The organism is Halopenitus salinus (assembly GCF_055397165.1).
In genome coordinates this window covers 183,442-200,715 of sequence record NZ_AP043853.1, presented here as the reverse complement: position 1 = coordinate 200,715, position 17,274 = coordinate 183,442, and the positions used below count along the sequence as shown (strand labels likewise).

Annotated in this window: 15 protein-coding genes and 1 pseudogene; 5 read left to right on the top strand and 11 right to left on the bottom strand. The window is 68.2% G+C overall.

Annotated elements, in window-relative coordinates; genetic code table 11:
- Window positions 1-81: 81 nt before the first annotated feature.
- A pseudogene (locus tag ACZ5YD_RS02700) lies at window positions 82-1,365 on the top strand (RNA-guided endonuclease InsQ/TnpB family protein).
- A gap of 11 nt (window positions 1,366-1,376) precedes the next feature.
- On the opposite strand, the gene ACZ5YD_RS02695 reads toward ACZ5YD_RS02700, so the two are convergent.
- The 4 genes from ACZ5YD_RS02695 to ACZ5YD_RS02680 all read right to left on the bottom strand — a co-directional run bounded on the left by ACZ5YD_RS02695 (window position 1,377) and on the right by ACZ5YD_RS02680 (window position 5,852).
- Complete coding sequence (locus ACZ5YD_RS02695) at window positions 1,377-2,654, bottom strand: mandelate racemase/muconate lactonizing enzyme family protein (RefSeq protein WP_379746353.1); 1,278 nt, start codon at window positions 2,652-2,654, stop codon at window positions 1,377-1,379.
- A gap of 151 nt (window positions 2,655-2,805) precedes the next feature.
- A complete protein-coding gene (locus ACZ5YD_RS02690; RefSeq protein ID WP_379746356.1) occupies window positions 2,806-3,690 on the bottom strand; it encodes a dihydrodipicolinate synthase family protein in 885 nt (294 codons plus the stop codon).
- Window positions 3,691-3,812: 122 nt separating this feature from the next.
- On the bottom strand, window positions 3,813-4,979 hold the full coding sequence (locus tag ACZ5YD_RS02685; RefSeq protein WP_379746359.1) for a mandelate racemase/muconate lactonizing enzyme family protein: 1,167 nt from the start codon (window positions 4,977-4,979) through the stop codon (window positions 3,813-3,815).
- Between the two features lie 96 nt (window positions 4,980-5,075).
- Window positions 5,076-5,852 carry an HpcH/HpaI aldolase family protein gene (locus tag ACZ5YD_RS02680; protein ID WP_379746362.1) on the bottom strand — a complete coding sequence of 259 codons (777 nt, stop codon included), beginning with the start codon at window positions 5,850-5,852 and terminating at the stop codon, window positions 5,076-5,078.
- A gap of 118 nt (window positions 5,853-5,970) precedes the next feature.
- Between ACZ5YD_RS02680 and ACZ5YD_RS02675 the strand changes: the two genes are divergently transcribed.
- A complete protein-coding gene (locus ACZ5YD_RS02675) occupies window positions 5,971-6,957 on the top strand; it encodes an aminopeptidase (protein WP_379746364.1) in 987 nt (328 codons plus the stop codon).
- 49 nt (window positions 6,958-7,006) lie between these two features.
- The gene (locus ACZ5YD_RS02670; RefSeq protein WP_379746367.1) at window positions 7,007-8,113 is read left to right on the top strand and encodes an Ldh family oxidoreductase; all 1,107 of its coding nucleotides are present in this window, start codon (window positions 7,007-7,009) and stop codon (window positions 8,111-8,113) included.
- A gap of 20 nt (window positions 8,114-8,133) precedes the next feature.
- Here the strand turns inward: ACZ5YD_RS02670 and ACZ5YD_RS02665 are convergent, their stop codons facing one another.
- From ACZ5YD_RS02665 to ACZ5YD_RS02645, 5 genes are all read right to left on the bottom strand, one after another.
- On the bottom strand, window positions 8,134-8,916 hold the full coding sequence (locus ACZ5YD_RS02665; protein WP_379746370.1) for a CBS pair associated ParBc domain-containing protein: 783 nt from the start codon (window positions 8,914-8,916) through the stop codon (window positions 8,134-8,136).
- A gap of 76 nt (window positions 8,917-8,992) precedes the next feature.
- Window positions 8,993-10,018 carry a metal ABC transporter permease gene (locus tag ACZ5YD_RS02660; protein WP_379746373.1) on the bottom strand — a complete coding sequence of 342 codons (1,026 nt, stop codon included), beginning with the start codon at window positions 10,016-10,018 and terminating at the stop codon, window positions 8,993-8,995.
- Between the two features lie 21 nt (window positions 10,019-10,039).
- Window positions 10,040-10,780: a metal ABC transporter ATP-binding protein gene (locus ACZ5YD_RS02655; RefSeq protein WP_379746376.1), complete on the bottom strand. Its 741-nt coding sequence runs from the start codon at window positions 10,778-10,780 to the stop codon at window positions 10,040-10,042.
- Complete coding sequence (locus ACZ5YD_RS02650; RefSeq protein ID WP_379746379.1) at window positions 10,777-11,820, bottom strand: metal ABC transporter substrate-binding protein; 1,044 nt, start codon at window positions 11,818-11,820, stop codon at window positions 10,777-10,779. Before ACZ5YD_RS02650 ends, ACZ5YD_RS02655 begins: the two co-directional genes overlap by 4 nt.
- A gap of 310 nt (window positions 11,821-12,130) precedes the next feature.
- The gene (locus ACZ5YD_RS02645; protein WP_379746382.1) at window positions 12,131-12,415 is read right to left on the bottom strand and encodes a DUF7545 family protein; all 285 of its coding nucleotides are present in this window, start codon (window positions 12,413-12,415) and stop codon (window positions 12,131-12,133) included.
- 118 nt (window positions 12,416-12,533) lie between these two features.
- Between ACZ5YD_RS02645 and ACZ5YD_RS02640 the strand changes: the two genes are divergently transcribed.
- Window positions 12,534-13,376: a prephenate dehydrogenase/arogenate dehydrogenase family protein gene (locus ACZ5YD_RS02640; protein WP_379746384.1), complete on the top strand. Its 843-nt coding sequence runs from the start codon at window positions 12,534-12,536 to the stop codon at window positions 13,374-13,376.
- A 163-nt stretch (window positions 13,377-13,539) separates the two neighbouring features.
- Window positions 13,540-15,045, top strand: coding sequence for a small ribosomal subunit Rsm22 family protein (locus ACZ5YD_RS02635; protein WP_379746387.1), 1,506 nt, complete (start codon window positions 13,540-13,542; stop codon window positions 15,043-15,045).
- A gap of 54 nt (window positions 15,046-15,099) precedes the next feature.
- Here the strand turns inward: ACZ5YD_RS02635 and ACZ5YD_RS02630 are convergent, their stop codons facing one another.
- On the bottom strand, window positions 15,100-16,542 hold the full coding sequence (locus ACZ5YD_RS02630) for an MFS transporter (RefSeq protein WP_379746389.1): 1,443 nt from the start codon (window positions 16,540-16,542) through the stop codon (window positions 15,100-15,102).
- 50 nt (window positions 16,543-16,592) lie between these two features.
- Entirely contained in the window at window positions 16,593-17,243 is a 651-nt protein-coding gene (locus ACZ5YD_RS02625; RefSeq protein ID WP_379746392.1) for a thioredoxin domain-containing protein, read from the bottom strand.
- Window positions 17,244-17,274: the final 31 nt, after the last annotated feature.

Below are 17,274 nucleotides of genomic sequence, written 5' to 3'. Positions count from 1 at the left end.
GTAACTACGCTCGATGGCTCACCGACTCCCCTCTCTGAATCGTTACTAATATAAAAACATAGACTTACATCTGAAGTACGGATGGAGGTACGTCGCACCGTCCCCGTCAAACTCGACGTGGCCGACGGCGACGCCGACCTCCTCCACGAAACCATCTCCGAGTTCCTGTGGGCCGCCAACTACGTCGTCGACCACGCGTGGCAAGGCGAGTACAAAACCACGAGTAAAGCCGATCTCCAACGGGAAACCTACGACGACGTGCGGGCAGAGACGCGGCTGCAAGCGAATCTCGTCCAGAACGCCCGCAATAAGGCTGCTGACGCCATACAGAGCGTGGTTGCCCGTTGGAAGCAAGGTAACTACGCGGGGAAGCCGCACTTCACCGCTCCGACGCTCGTCTACGATAAGCGGTGTGCGACGTTCAACGACGACCACGCGACGCTCTCAACCGTCGACGGACGCATCACCGCCGAGTACGTCCTTCCCGACGAGAATCGCGAAACGCCCCACTCGGAGTACCTGTTCAACGACGATTACGAAGTGACGGGCGGAGAACTCCACTACCGCGACGGTGAGTTCTACCTTCACGTCCGCACAAAGGCGGACGTGGAGTTCGAGACTGCCGACGATGGCAACGACGGGCACAGCACAGTCCTCGGCGTTGACCTCGGTATCGAAAACGTCGCCGTCACCTCAACGGGTACATTCTGGAACGGGTCGGAGTTGAACCATTGGCACCGCGAGTTCGAGAAGCGGCGCGGGTCGCTTCAACAGCGTGGCACACGAGCCGCCCACGAAACTATCCAGTCCGTCGGACGCACTGAGACGGGCCGCTACGACCACTTCTTCCACACCGTCTCGAAGGAACTCGTCGCCGAAGCCGTCGAGTACGGCTGTGACGTAATCGCGTTCGAGAACCTGACGGGGATTCGTGAACGGATGCCTCGCGCAAAGAAGTTCCACGCGTGGGCGTTCCGACGCCTGGTCGAGTACGTCGAATACAAAGCCGAGGTGGTCGAGATCTCGGTCGAACAAGTGAGTCCCGCCTACACCTCCCAGCGGTGTTCGAAGTGTGGCTTCACTCACGAAAACAACCGCCCGAAGTCGGACGGGTAGGACGTGTTTGAGTGTTTGAAGTGCGGATACTCACCGCACGCGGACTACAACGCGGCGAAGAATATTGGTCTGAAACATCTCCGCTCGGCGCAAACGTCGTCGAGCGGAGGCGCACCCGTAAACGTGCGCTTGAATCGCGGGACGTTGAACGTGAACGGCGAGTATTCGCCTGCCAGCAATGGCCAGAACAGGAGTCCACGCGAAAGCCCCACCCTCAACGAAGCGAACGGCGAAGCCGTGAGCGAGTAGGGTGGGGTAGTTTACACGATCGACTCGTGTCCCTCGACGAGGTGTCGCTCGACGACCTCGGGGTCCAGTTCGACGCCCAGGCCGGGACCCTCCGGGAGGTCGACGTATCCGTCCTCCAGGATCGGGCCGCTGCCGCCGGTTCGGTCGACCATGTCGTCCCACCAGGGGATCTCACGGGCGTGGTACTCCATGCAGAGGTGGTTCGGGATCGACGCGGCGACGTGGGCGCCGGCGACGGTGCCGAGCGGGCTGGAGACGTTGTGCGGCGCGACCGGAACGCCGTGGAGGTCACAGAGGGTGGCGACCTCGCGCATGACGCGGAGCCCGCCGCAGTGGGTCACGTCGGGGGCCGCGATGTCGAGCAGCTCCTCGTCGAGCAGGGCCTTGAAGTCGCCGGTGCCGTGGATCTGCTCGCCGGTGAGGATGGGCGTGGTAGTGCGTTCGCGGACCTGGCGTTGCGCCTCCAGCTTTTCCGGATGAACCGGGTCCTCGATCCACGCGAGGTCGTACGGCTCCAGCTTGCGGGCGAGCCGCACGGCGGTCTCGACGGTGAAGTTCCAGTGGAGATCCACGCCGAGGTCCACGTCGTAGCCGATCTCCTCGCGGACCGCCTCGACGAGCGAGACCTTGTGCGCGATCGCCTCGTTGTCGAGCCGCCGCGCCGCGGTGTCGACGGTCGGGTCGGTGTAGACGTCGAGGTCGAACTTCAGCGCCTCGAAGCCCTCCTCGACGACCTCGCGGGCGGCGCGGGCGTACGACTCCGGCGTGTATATCTCGCGAGGGTCCCCGGATCCGGCCTCCGCCTTTCCGAGCCCCTCGCCCGCGTGCGTGTCGTTGTATATTCGCACGCGGTCGCGATACTTCCCGCCGAGGAGCTCGTAGACCGGGACGTCGAGCAGCTTCCCCTTGAGGTCCCAAAGCGCCATCTCGATCCCGGTCCAGGCGCCCTGACCGATCCGTCCGCAGTTGGTGTACGACTGGTTGAAAAGCTCCGTGAGCCGGTCGACGTCGAGCGGGTTCTCGCCGACGAGGTCGTGTTCGAGTCCCTCCGCGAACTCGAGCAATCCCCGAGGCGCGCGGTGAGTCTCGCCGATCCCGTAGTGATCCGTGTTCGTGTCGATCCTGACGATCCCCCAGGTGAAGTTCCCCGCGACCGCCATCGACCGGATCCCGGTGATCTCGACGTCCCGCTCCGGCGGCCGGTGGGTCTCGCTCACGTGCAGGTCCCGCCACGGAACGCCGCCGCTCTGTGAGATACGCGTGTCTTCGCTGTCGTCGGCGTCTGTCACGGCTACCCCAACAGACGAGATCCTAATATTCTTTCGGGAAGGTAAAGGGCAGTGGGGGTCACCGCTCGATCGGGGGCGACGGACGCCCGGACTTCGAACCGCCCGTCCCGACGCTCGATCCCGTCACCGGGAGTACGGCTCGCGGGGTCGCCTACATCGTCTCGACGATGGCCTCGTACTCCCGTTCCAGGGTCGCCGCGTCGTCGCGGGAGAGCGGGGACAGCGGCGGAAGCGGCGGCCCGACGTCGTGGCCGGCGAGCGCGAGCAGGCGTTTGAAGGCGGGGGCCGTCGGCATCGTACTGATGGCGTCCGTGAGGGGGTGCACGAACCGTTCCATCAGCTCGAGGGCGTCCTCGCGTTCGCCGGCGCGGTGGCGATCGTAGATCCGGACCATCTCCTCGGGAAAGACGTTCGCCACTCCGGGAGTCACGCCGTCACAGCCGAGATCGAGGGCGGCCGCCGCGAGGTGGGAGGTTCCCTGGAGGACGGCGAAGGAGGACGGGGTCGACGCGAGCACCCGATGGTGGTAGCCGAGATCGCCGCTCGAGTCCTTGATCCCGGCCACGGTTCGGTGCTCGGCCAGTTCGGAGACGAGTTCGACCGGCAGCGTCCGGCCGGTGTACGCCGGGATGTTGTAGAGGACGATCGGCAACGGAGCCTCGTCCGCGACGCCCTCGAAGAAGGACCGGAGACCCCGTTTCGACCCGGAGAAGTAGTACGGCGTCACGACGACGGCGGCGTCCGCGCCCGCGTCGGCCGCGTCGCGAACGTGGTCGATCACTCCGCCCACGCTCGTCCCGCCACAGCCGGCGAGGATCGGCGTGTCGTCCGCCGACGCGTCGGAGACGATCTCCACGACGGTCCGACGCTGTTCGCGGGTGAGGCTCGGAAACTCACCGGTCGAGCCGCACGGGAAGAGGCCGTGAACGTGTGGATCGAGGGACTCGACGTACGCGGAAAGCGCCTCGGCGTCGATCGCTTCCCCGTCCGCCTCGATCGGGGTCACGAGCGGGGGAATGATGCCGACGAGTGACATACCCCATCGTCGGATCTCGCGGGTAAAGCAGTTATGTAGGACGTTCGTCAATTCTCGCGGTTCGGTAGAAATCCCGATCCGGCACATCGGCTGAATCCGCCGGAAAAGGCGTAGTTCGTCCCTCAGAAGACGTACTCCGGTCCCTCGACGTACTCGAATCGATCGGCGTAGTCGTCCCTGAGCGTGAACCCGAGCCCCGGTCGATCCGGCGCGTACACGCGTCCGTCGCGGATCTCGTAGTCCTCCTCGAAGAGGTCGTACATGAGCGGCATGTGCGCCTGGCTCACCTCGAGGAGGTGGCAGTTGGGAAGCGCCATCGCGAGGTGGATGCTCGCCGCGAAGAGGACGCCGCTTCCCCACGCGTGGGGCGCGATCCGGAGTCCGCGGGCCGACGCCATCGCGGCGATTCGGCGGATCTCCGTGAACCCCCCGGCTCGCGCGACGTCCGGCTGGACGACGTCCATCGCGCGTTCCTCCATGAGGCTCAGGAAGTCGAAGCGGGTGAACTCGCGCTCGCCGGTCGCGATCGGGATGGTCGTGGACCGTCGCACCTCGGCCAGGCCGGCGTGATCGTCCGGCGAGACCGGCTCCTCGAACCACTCGATGTCGTAGGGCTCGAGGCGCTTTGCGAGCCGTTTGGCGGTCGAGACGTCGAGCGACCCGTGGGCATCGACCATGAGGTCGACGTCGTCTCCGATGCCGCGACGCGCCGCCTCGACGCGGATCACGGCGTTCTCGATGGAGAAGTCGTCCTCCCCGACGACGCGCATCTTCACGGCGTCGAACCCCCGTTCGGCGTAGCCGCGCATCTCCGTTTCGGCCCGTTCGCCGGGCGCCCAGCCGCCGCTCGCGTACGCCTGCACGTCGTCACGAACGGGGCCGAGGAGCGTGTAGACCGGCTGATCGAGGAGTTTTCCCTTCAGGTCCCAAAGCGCGATGTCGATCCCCGAGATGGCCTCGAGCGTGATCCCCCGTCGGTCCTCCCGCGGCTGTGAGTAGCCGCGTTCGAGCGACGGCTTCCACCGCGATCCGGCGTACATCCGCTCCCAGAGGCGTTCGGTGTAGAGGGGATCCGCATCGAGCAATTGCGGCGCAAGCTCGTGTTCGACGATGCTGGCGATCGTCGGCGGGGAGCCGAGCGCGGCTCCGACCCCCGTGGTTCCGTCCTCGGCCTCGACGAACACGAGAGTTGCGTCGGTCTTCACCTTGGTCCCGAGATCCGTCCGGTGGCGCTTCTCCTCCGGAACGGGATCGGAAACCGGCATCGCACGCACGTCCGTGATACGCATGCGGGTAGGCAACGTGGGTCGCGCGTAAATAGGTACCACACGAAGCCACGTTGTGGTCGAATACCGGTGACTCGATCACGGAAGTACGTCGAGGGATCACCGAAGCGCGTCGAGACGAGCGCCGAGCACGTCCCGCACCGCGCCGATCTCGTCTCCGACGCGGAGGATCCGATACCCGTCCTCGAGCGCGTTCTCGGCGTCGTCGACGCCGTGACGGGGCGCGCCGAGAGGTACTCCGGCGTCGAGACACGCCTCCTCGACGCGGTCGATCGCGGCGGTCACCTCGGGGTGGTCCGTCTCCTGTGGATACCCCATCGAGATCGAGAGGTCGGTCGGACCGACGAAGGCGAACCCGAGGTCGGGAACGGCGAGGATCTCCTCGAGGTTCTCGACGGCGGCCGCCGTCTCGATCATCGCGCCGACGAGGACCGTCTCGTCGGCTCGCTCCGTGAACCGTTCCGCGTCCGCGCCCCACGCCGCGGGACGGCCGCCGCCGAATCCACGGTTCCCCGGTTCACCGTCGTACTCGAACCGGGCCGCCCGCACGGCGCGTCGGACCTCGGCGGCGTCATCGATCTGGGGGACGAGGAGGCTCGTGACGCCGGCGCTCAACACCTTGTGGACGAGCGGCGGGTCGGCGTGGGGAACCCGCACGAGGAGTTCGACGTCCGCCGCCTCGGCCGCGCGGACGAGCGGATCGAGCGCCGTCGCGTCGTAGGGGCTCGCCCCGGCGTGTTCGAGATCGACCCAGACGAAGTCGTAGCCGAGCCGGCCGTACTCCTCGATCAGGATCGGCGACATCGAGTGGGTGCGGGCGCCGAGGGCCGTTCCACCAGACTCCAACCGTTCACAGACCGCGTTGTCGAGTGACATGGTGGTCGACTCATGAACCGGCGACAAAACGCTTTGGGTGGCGATCCCCCGACACCGCGAGCGGTGGACGCCGATCCGACGGAGGCGAGCTTATGAGGCCGGAGACGGAGGGGAACGTATGCGCGAACTCGAGTACGCCGAGGTGACACGTCGCGTCGTCGAACGGATGGGCGAACTGACCCCGGACGAGGAGGCCGTGGTCGTCGCCGATCCCGGGACCGTCGAGCTGGGACGAGCGCTCACCCGAGCCGCACGAGCGGCGGACGCGGACGGCACGCTGGCGATCGCTCCACGGCTCGACGGGCACGGGTCGGAACCGGTCGCCAGCGTCGCCGCCGCGATGACGGCCGCCGACGTCGTCTTCGTCGTCACCGAGCACTCGCTGGCCCATACCGCGGCACGAAAGGAGGCCGTCGCGAACGGCGCCCGCGTCGCGATCCTCAGGGGGGTCACCCCCGAGATGCTCGTCGAGGGGGCGATGACGGCGGACTTCGACGCCGTTCGGGAGACGACCGGGCTCGTCTGCGACGCGCTCGCGGCCGCCTCGGACGCCCGAGTCACCTCCCCGGAGGGAACGGACGCCCGGATGAGCCTCGACGGCCGTCCGTCGTTCCCGTTGGACGGGTTCTTCCACGACTACGGGTTCTCGAACCTCCCGCCCGGGCTCGCCGTTTCCTCTCCCGTCGAGGGGAGCGCCGAGGGACGCATCGTCGTCGATCACGCGGTGGACGGCATCGGAATGGTCGACGAACCCGTCGAACTGGACCTGGAGGCGGGTCGCGTCGTCGAGGTTCGCGGCGGGTCGTCGGCCGCGACGCTCCGCGAGACGCTCGACGGCGCCGACGACGGCGCTCGCAACCTCGCGGAGTTCGCTCCGGGAACGAACCCGGCGGCGCGGCTCACACCCAACCTCGCGGAGTGCAAAAAGCGCCTCGGCGTCCTCGACGTCGCCCTCGGCGACAACACGAGCATCGGCGGCACCGTCAAAAGCGGGATCCACGTCGACGCCGTCCTCACGCGACCGACGATCGAACTCGACGGACGGACGGTCCTGGCGGACGGCACCTACGACGAGGACGCGCTTCGGGCCGTCGCCGAGGGATGATCTCCGGAAAGGTCGGGTTTTAACTCGCCGTGGTTTGAGACGGTGAGCCATGAGACGGATCCACGCATCCGATCTGCGGCCGTTCGTGGCGGAGCTGGTGTCGGGACTCGACGCCTCCGAGGACGTCGCGGAGACGGTGGCGGAGTCGTTGGTCGAGGCGGACCTCCGAGGACACGGGTCACACGGCTCGATCCGGATGGGGACGAGCTATCTCGAGATGATCGAGACCGGGGAGATCCACCCCCGCGCGACGCCGGAACTCGAGCCGTTGAGCGGGGTGACCGCCCAGGTCGACGGGAACGGGCAGTACGGCCAGGTCGTCGGTCGACGTGCGGTCGAGGCCGGGATCGAACTCACGGAGGACCGTGACGTCGCGATGGTCGGCGTCCGGGACGCCTCCCACCTCGGTCGAATCGGCGAGTGGGCCGAACGAGCCGCCGAGGCCGGACGCTGTTTCGCCGCGTTCGTCAACACCGGCGGAACCGACCCGCTCGTCACGCCGCCGGGGAGCGCCGACCGGCTCTTCTCGACGAACCCGCTGGCGTTCGGCGTCCCCTCGTTCGGCGCGCTCCCCCATCCGATCGTCCTCGACATGGCGACGAGCCAGGTCGCCCACGGGAAGGTGACGAAGCGGGCCGTCGAGAATCGACCGCTTCCGGAAGGGTGGGTCGTCGACGAGGCGGGCGAGATCGTCACCGACTCCGACGAGTACGAGGAGGCCGGACGCGGCGCGTTGATGCCGCTCGGGGGGCTCACCAGCGGACACAAGGGGTTCGGCCTCGCCATGATCGCGGAGCTGTTCGCCGGAATCGTCGGCGATCACCCGGTGACGGGCCAGGGCGGCGGCGAGTGGGTGAACAACGGCGCGATGTTCGTCTTCGCCGACCCGGACGGGTTCTCGAACGAGGCGGCGAACCGCGAGCGCGTCGAGGCGCTCGCGGGGATGATCCGCGACGCCGAGGGACCGGACGCGGTGCCGATGGGCCCGTCCGCGAAGGGCGACCGCGCGCGCATCCCGGGCGAGCCCGAACACGAGACGAGGGAGAAACGGCTGGCGGAGGGAATTCCGTTCCACGAGGAGACCCTCGAACTGCTCGCGGACGTCGCCCGGGAGGTCGATGCGGAGGCGGCGATCCCCGACTCGTTCGGGGTCTGAGTCAGTCTCTGTGTCGGGAATCACTGCAGTCGCTTCGTCGTCTCGACGAGCGGGTGGCGGGCGTAATCGACGACCTCGACGTCCGAGAGCGACTCCAGGCCGGCCTCGCTGGCGGTCCGAGCCATTCCCAACTCGACGCGCTCGGAGAGGACGACGACGTAGGCATCCATCTCCTCGAGCCCCAGGTCCTGGGCCGCCATCACGCGGTGGTGGCCGTCGGCGAGGAACAGCTCGCCGTCGTTGTCGATCACGACGAGGGGTTCGGCGAGCCCGTTCTCGAGTTCGTACTTGCGTCCCTCGAGCTCGTCGGCGTAGACGCGTTCCTGGGTCGGGGTGAGCCGGTCGAGGCGAACCGTTCGGCGGTCCTCCTCGAGGTCGATCCCGTGGATCTGCTCGAGGGTGCGCATCAGCTTGCCGACCTTTCCGGGCGTGGCGCGTTCGATCTGTGACCGGACGACGTCGGTGTTCGAGATGATCCCGACGAGGTTCCCCGCGTCGTTGACGACCGGCAGCTTCTGGATCCCGGATCGGAGGATCACACGGGCGACGTCGTTGATCGCCATGTCCGGATGGGCGACGATCAGGTCGTTGCTCATCACCGTGAATATCTGGGCCTCCTCGTCGGCCAGGAGCAGGTCGCGAGCGGAGACGAAGCCCTCGACGGTCCGGCCGTTCGTGACCGGAAAGCCGTTGTGGCCCTCGTTGTCGACGACGCGCTGGGCCACCTCGCCGATCGTGTCGTCGGGCGAGACCGTCTTCACCTCGCGCGTCATGTACTCGGCGACGGTCGGCTTCCGACTCATTGGACCACCTACGTCGGAGACGACCTAAAAGGGTGGGGGAGAGGGGCGGCGAGGGAACGCCGGAACGACGCCTCGATCACCGCGACGTCGCGCCCGAGGAGGGGAACCCGCGCTCCTCTGTGAGCACGGCGAGGACGTACCACGCGATCGCGATCAACACGATCGTGCCGCCGGCCGGAAGCCCGGTGGCGTAGCCGACGAGCAACCCCGTTATCACGGATATCTCCCCGATAACGACGGCCAGGTAGAGCGCCTCACGGAAGCTCGAGGCGACCTGCGAGGCGGCCGCCGTGGGAACGACGAGCATCGCGGCGACGAGGATCACGCCGAGCACCTGCATGGATCCGACGACGACGAGCGCCGTGAGGACGATGATCAACGTGTTGTACGCGGAGACGTCGAGGCGGGCCACGCGGGCCGCCTGTTCGTCGAAGGTGACGTACAACAGCTGTTTGTACCGGCTCGCGACGGTCGCGATCACGAACGCCGAGATGGCGACCATCAGCCAGGCGCCGCCGACGGGGACGAACGAGATGTTGCCGAAGAGGAACGAGTCGATGTTCAACCCGGAGAAGCCGCCGCCCCACGAGATGACGATGGTGCCGAGCGCGAACGATCCGGTGAGCATTATCGCGATGGGCACGTCGCCGTAGGCGGCGGCGTGTTCGGCCAGCCACTCGACGGCGAGCGCGCCGAGGACGGCGGCGACGAGCGCCGAGAGCAAAAGCGGGGCCGACCAGTCGGTGGCGCTCGCGACGAGCAGCCCGACCGCGACCCCCGCGAAGGCCGTATGAGCCAGGGTCTCGCCGATGAGCGCCATCTCGCGGTGGACGATGTACATCCCGACGAGCGGCCCGACGACGCCGATGAGCGCACCCGTGACGAGCGAGTACCAGACGAACCGGAACGCGAACAGCTCCAGGCCGGTGACGGCGCCGAACGCGCGACCCGCGAGCACGACGAACGCCGCGAACCCGCCGCCGGAGAGCCCGAGCGTGCCGAGAGCGTCGCTCACCATGAACGCGAGCAGGAACGCGATCAGGACCGCGACGACCGCGATGAGTCCGCGGAGCAACCGAAATCGGGTAGTGTCGTGGCGCATGGTGAATCCGTTCCGCTCGCCTCAGTGGTGGTGGTGGACGACCGTGCCGGTCGCGCCGTAGGCGCGCTCCAGCGCGTCGCTCTCGACGAACGACTCCGTGTCGCCGTGGTGGTACAGCTCGCGGTTGAGACAGGCGATCCGCTCGGCGCGGTCGGTGACGACCCCGATGTCGTGTTCGATCAGGACGATCGCGATCCCCTCCTCGTTGAGCTCCTCGAGGAGCCCGTAAAACCGGTCGCGCGATTCGGCGTCGACGCCGACGGTCGGCTCGTCGAGGGCGAGGAGATCGGCCTCCGAGGCGAGCGCCCTGGCGATGTAGGCCCGCTGGCGCTGGCCGCCGGAGAGGGCGTTGATGCGCCGGTCTCGGAGGTCGAGCACGTCCACGCGCTCCATGGCCTCCTCGATTATTCGCCGGTCGTCCGATCGAAGCCGTCCCGAGCCGCGGTGTGGGTACCGACCCATCTCGACGACCTCCTCGACGGTGACCGGCATCGTCGAGCCCTTCTGGGTCGCCTGCTGGGCGACGTAGCCGATCCGGTGGCCGTCCTCGAACGAGGAGACGGGCTCGCCGAACAGCCGGATCTCGCCCGAGTCCGGCTCGAGCAGGCCCAACATGAGGTGGAGGAGGGTCGTCTTGCCGGAGCCGTTCGGGCCGATGAGCCCGAGAAACTCGCCGTCCGCGACGTCGATCGAGACGTCGTCTACGGCGACGGTGTCGCCGTATGTGTAGGTGACGTCCCGGACGGACACGACGGCGTTCACGCGTTGATCCCGAGCGCGGCTTGCAGCGCCGGGAGGTTTATCCTTTCCATCTGTTCGATGTAGCCCCAGCCCCGGTCGTTCCACTCGGCCGTCGTCCCCTCCGCCGGGGAGATGCGGCGGATCTCCGAGGCGTTCGAGTCGCCAATGATGGCGTTCGCCAGATCGGCCGACCCGAAGTGATCGACGAGGATCACGTCGATATCGTTCCGGTCGACGACGCCGACCGTCTCCTGTATCTCCTCTTGGGTCGGCTGTGCGTGCGGCGAGACGCCCTGCGGGGAGTGAATCTGCAATCCGTAGCGCTCCGCGAGATACTGGTAGGAGTCGTGGCTGGCGACCACGACGGTATCGCGCTCGCGGTCCGCGAGCCCCTCCTCGAAGGTCCGATGCAACTCGTCGAGCCGGTCGAGGTAGGCCTGTCCGTTTTCGGCGTAGACGTCCTCGTCGTCCGGATCGGCCGCCTGAAGCCCCTCGATGACGTTCTCGACGCTCTCGGCGGCCAGGACGGGGTCGGTCCAGTAGTGGGGATCGAAGTCGCCGTGGCGGTCCGCCGCGTCGTCGTGAGCGCCGTCCGAATGATCCTCCTCCTCCACGTGATCGTCGCCCTCCGTGTGTGTGTTGTCGTCCTCGTGTGTGTGGTCGTCCTCGTACTCGCGAAGCTCGATGCCCTCGAGGACGTCGACGAGTTCGACCTCGGGATGGTCGCGTTCGATGGTCTCGGCGGCGTCGAGGGCCCACCGCTGGAATCCCTCCACGTCCATGTAGAGGAACGCCCGGTGGGAGGCCACTTCCGTCGGGAGGTCCGGGCCGGGCTCGTAGCGGTGGCCCATCGTCCCGGGCGGGACCGGGTTCTCGACCGGGAAGACCTCGCCGCCGACGTGGCGCGCGAAGTCGTAGAGCGTGAAGAAGGCCGCATAGCCGCCGTCATCGAGCGTCTCCTCGCCGGCGATCTCCCGAAGCCGACCCGTGCATCCGGAGAGCGCCCCGGCGGCGAGCACGCTCGCCGTCCCCGAGAGCAGTCGGCGTCGCGTCCGTTTCATACCCACGGATCAGTCGTCCTCGCTTATGAATGTTATTATTGAGAACAAGATTTTTAATAACAAATCGTATCTTTGGAGTCTGTGTTAATATTCCGTCGCGTCGCCCCCGTCGGACGAGCGAGATGCTCCAATGGAAGACGCGAGGGATCGCAAAGAGGGGAGCGGGGAGTAGGAAACGGAAAGGGGGTGTGGAGAGCGGAAATCGGGGCGGGAGGCGGAAAGTGGAACGTTTTCGGCGGTTCGGTGGCAGGTCGCCGGATCCGTGCGGCCGTTCGGGTCCGTGATCGGCGCGGGCGATCCGTGCCGTCGATCAGTGCGAGTGACCCAGCGCGTCCTGGAGGGATTCGCCGAACCGCTCCTCGAAGAGCTCCTCGGCGGTGTCGTTGATCTCCTGGACGTCCTCGGGGACGTCGCCCTGCGAGTGGTGGGTGATGGCGTGTGCCTGCTGGGCCATCACGTTCAACAGCATGTCGGTGACGACGCGGGTCGGCCGCTCGCCCTGGTCGGAGAGCATGTCGACGAGCCCCGCGGGCAGCTCGACTGTGTCCTCGTCGCCGTCGGGTCCGGTCACGGTGTAGGTCTCGGTCTCGGCCATACTTCCCCCTCGTCATCGGGACGTAAGGGTCTGTGGGAATCGGTCGAGGTGCCCGACGTCGCGGCCGTCCCTCGAGTCGAACCTCTTTAAGCGTCGCCGCCGAAACCCGACTCAACCGATGGAGCTACTCGTCGTCGGCGCCGGGGAGATGGGGCGGTGGATCGCCGACACGGTCGCGTCCGTGGAGGATGATCCGGCCGTCTCCGTGACCTTCACCGACCTCGATCCGGAGCGTGCACGCTCCGCCGCAAAGGCCCGTGACGCTCGGGTGCTGGATCCGGAGGCGATCGTGGATTCGGTCGGGGACGAGGGGCCGATCGCGGGGCAGGACGAGGAGCCGATCGCGGGATCGGAGGCGACCTTCGACGTCGTCTGTCTGGCCGTCCCCATCTCGGCTGTCGAGCGGGCGATCGCGACGTACGCCCCGACGGTCGAGGAGGCGATGATCGACGTCTCGGGCGCGATGGCCGAGCCGATCGCGGCGATGCGCGAGCACCTCGACCCGTCGACCGAGCGCGCCAGCCTGCACCCGCTTTTCGCCCCGCCGCGCGTCCCCGGCAACGTCGCAGCGGTCGTCGACGAGGGGGGACCGACGGTGGATCTCGTGCTCGAGGCGATCGAGGCCGGGGGGAACGACGTCTTCGAGACCACGGCGGCCGAACACGACGACGCGATGGAGACGGTCCAGGCGGGCGCACACGCCGCGATCCTCGCGTGGCGCCTCGCCGGCGACGACGTCCGCGAGGAGTTCCACACGCCGGTCTCCGCCCTGCTCGACGATCTCGCCGACACCGTCACGGAGGGCTCTCCAGAGGTGTACGCGGAGATCCAACGTGCCTTCGACGGCGCGGAGGGAGTGGCCGGGGCGGCAGCCGATATCGCCGACGCCGACTTCGAGGAGTTCGCCGACCTGTACGAACGAGCCCGCGGCGACGCACCCGAACGCGAGCGACACGGATGAACGGAGCGAGTCGAACGCGGAAAGGCGATCACGACGACGGGGCGGAACGCCGATCGAGGACCACGGAGATAACGAAGACCACGAAGACCACCATGACCAGAAAAACGGACACTGAACGTGGAGTTCGAGGCGTCACGATGGACGCGACCGACGGGTGGCGTCCATGATCGACAGGGACGCGGTCCGGGACGCCGCGAGGTACCTCCGGCGGGTTCGCCCGATCGATCCGGACGAGATCTCGGAGTACGTCGAGGGCGGAGCCCACCCGGCGGTCGTCGAACGCGTCCTTCGCGAGGAGGCCTACGACCTCGGGCTTCGCGAGGGCGAGGACGGGACGTTCGTCCCGATCGAGGACGGCCCGGCCTCGCCGCCGGGGTGGGGGCCCGAGGCGCTCCCCGAGCGGTACGCGTTCGCCCTCAAGGACCGTCTCGTGGGCGAGTTCGGCGCGAACTGGCACGACGGGGAGTCGGGAGACGAGCTTCGGGAGGCGATCCGGCGGCTCAAGCGCGATTACTACTACGAGAATCACGTCGAGTACGACCGGATCGCGGCGCTCGGATACGCGATCTACCACCTCGCGGACTACTACGCCGCGATCGGCTACGTCCTCGACGACCTCGCGGCGAACGGCCTGCTCGGACGGCGCCTCCGCGTGCTCGACGTCGGCGCGGGCGTCGGCGGCCCGGCACTCGGGCTCCACGATTACCTCCCCGACGACGCGCTCGTGGAGTACGTCGCCGTCGAGCCGAGCGCCGCCGCGGACGTGCTCTCCGACCTCCTCGCGGAGACGGAGCGGAACTTCCGGACGACGATCCGTCGCGAGACCGCGGAGTCGTACTTCGGCCTGGAGGACGACCGCGAAGACGGGACCGAGGACGGCAGCGAAGGCAAGTCCGAGAACGACGGCCAAGACGAGGGTACACCCAGGAAGCCCTTCGATCTGGTGCTGTTCGGGAACGTCCTCTCGGAGCTTTCCGACCCGGCCGCGGTCGTCAATGCGGCGCTTTCGTCCACCGCGTCGGACGGGTCCGTGATCGCGCTCGCGCCCGCGGACCGGAACACGGCGATCGGGCTTCGAGAGATCGAACGCGCGGTCACCACGTCCGGGAACTCCGCGCAGGCCACCGTCTACAGTCCGACGCTCAGTCTGTGGCCCGACGCCACAGCGAGCGATCGAGGCTGGTCCTTCGACGTCCGTCCGGACCTCGAGGTGCCCGCGTTCCAGCGCCGGCTCGACGAGGCGGCCGATCGCGGCCCGACCGACGAGCCGGGCGAGTTCGAGAACGTCGACGTCCAGTTCGCCTACTCGATCCTCCGCACCGACGGGACCCGCCGCGTCGACGTCCACGCGAGTTCGCAGCGCCACATGCGAATGTCGGAGACCGACGCGCACGTCACCGACCGCGTGAACCTCCTCGCGGTCAAGTTGAGCCACGACCTCGCCGACGGCGGAAACCCGATCTACCTGATCGGGGACGGCTCCCAGTCGTTCGACCACTACGCGGTGTGCACGCGCGAGACCTCCTTGAACCGGACGCTCTCGGAGGCGGGATACGGCGCGGTGTGCGCCTTCGAGAACGCGCTCGTCCTCTGGAACGACGACGAGGAGGCGTACAACCTGGTGATCGACGACGAGGCGGTCGTCGACCTCGTCGCGCCGGCGGCGTGAGGACGTGACGTAACGATGTGGGGTGACGGATGTGACTCCGTCCCGCGACCCGCCTCACAGCGCCGGCGTCTCGATCCGGGCGGCGATCCGTCGCACCGCGGGGAACAGCGCGATCGCGATCGCGATCTCCATGCTCCCGACGACGAGGAACGCCGTCAGGTAGTCGAACCCCTCGGTGACCGTGCCGCCGACGAGGAAGCCGGTCAGGAAGCCGAGGGAGCCGAACACGTTGAACAGACCCATCGCCGCGCCGCGCTCGTCGACGCCGACGAGGTCGGTGACGAGCGCCATCGTCGCGGGAGCGACGAGCGCGCCGCAGACGCCGACGAGCACCATCGCGCCGGCCGCGATCGGGTAGGTCGGCGCGAGCCCGACCGCGATGATGACGAAGCCGTAGGCGACGGAACCGACCACGACGGGGAGGAACCGGCCGATCCGATCGGAGAGCACGCCCATCGGATACTGGAGGAGCGCGAACGGGACGAAAAACAGCGCGAGCGTGACCCCGGCGCCGAACGCCGACAGCGAGAAGGCACCCTCCTGGAAGTAGTAGACGCCGACGAGCGCGAAGAAGCCGGCGGTCAGCCGGTCGATGAACCCGAACGCGAACGGGACGAGAAGCGCGGGGACGGCACGGATCCGGGCGAACACCTCGCGGAATCCGGGATCCTCGTCGATCGGGGTCGAGGTTTCCGGGGTCGGAGCCTCCGGGTTCGGAACCTCCGGGCTCGAGGTTTCCGGGCTTGAGGCACCATCCCTCGTTTCGGACGCCTGGATCCGCCGTGTCACCGTCCGATCCGCCACCGTCGAGGCGAGGAGACCCGCCGCGGCGAGGACGCCGGCGCTCGCGTAGATCGGGTAGAACGGATCGAGATCCGCCAGGCCGCCGCCGACCACGGAGCCGAGCGCCGCGCCGAGACCGATCGCCACGCCCGCGGCGCCCATGTTCCGGCCGTGCCCGCCGCCGAGATCCATGAGCATGGTGATGGCGAGCGAGAAGGCGCCGATCGTGAGCGCCCCGCCCGCCACGCGAACCCCGAGCGCCTCAGAGAACCCGAACCCGAGACGCGGCGCGGCCGCGAGCGTCAGGTAGGCGAGCGACCCGCCGACCGCCCCGGTCACCACGAGCGGGCCGCGGCGGCCGAGCGCGTCGCTCGCGGCGCCCCACGGACCGGCGAAGGCGACGAAGGCGGCGAACTCGGCGACGAGGAACCACATCCCGGCGCTCACGCCCGCCGGGGCACCGAGGGCCACCACGATGTCCGGGACGCCCGGGTAGACGAGCACCTGGGAGACGAGCACGAGCCAGACGACCCCCGCGAGACGCCGGCGGGCGGCGCCGTCGCGGTCGGCCGTTTCGGCGTCGATTCCTTTCGCCCCCCGATCGCCGTCCGTCTCGGCGTCGCCGCGATCGGAACGCGCGCCGGCGATGGAGCTCGCGAGTCGAACCGCGATCGACGAGTCGTTCGAAGGCCTGGAGGGAACGATCCGTGTCATCGGTGTGTCATCGACGGGCCCTCTCGGGCCGCGATCCGCGGGACCGGCGGTCAGCGCGCGGCGTCGATCGCATCTGAGACGGCCGACGCGGTCGGTTCGGAGACGGCCTCGCCGTCGACGAAGACCGTCGGGGTCGCCTCGACGCCGCGTTCGACGCCGGCGTTTCGGTCGGACTGGAGGACCGCGTCGTAGGTGCCGTACTCCCCGTCCGCGATCGCGACACAGGGGTCGCCGCCGGCCTCCTCGGCGGCGTAGCCGACGACGTCCCACGAGTACTCCTCGTGGTGTTCGAAGGCGACCTGCGCGAACTCGAAGAACGCCTCCGCGCCCTGGCGGTCCTGGACGCCGCGGGCCGCGTTGGCGACGCCGTACGACCAGGTCTCGTCGACCGGGATCGGCAGGTCCCAATGTTGGTACCGGACGATGCCCTCGTCGACGTAGTCCTCCTTGATCGTCGGGAACTCCTCGGTCTTCCACCTCGCACAGTGGGGACACGCGAAGTCCTCGAAGGAGGCGACGACGATCCCCGCGTCCGGATCGCCGAGGGCGGGCCTCGGAAGCTCGGAGACCGTCTCCTCGGGCTGGTCGGCGTCACAGTCGTACTCGGGGACCTCGGAGTCCGAGCCGCCGAGACAGCCGGCGAGACCGAACGCCGTGGCGGCGCCGGCGGCCGAGAGAAACGTGCGACGGGAGCGGCGCATGTACGTCGTTCGGCGAGCCGGACACTTAGCC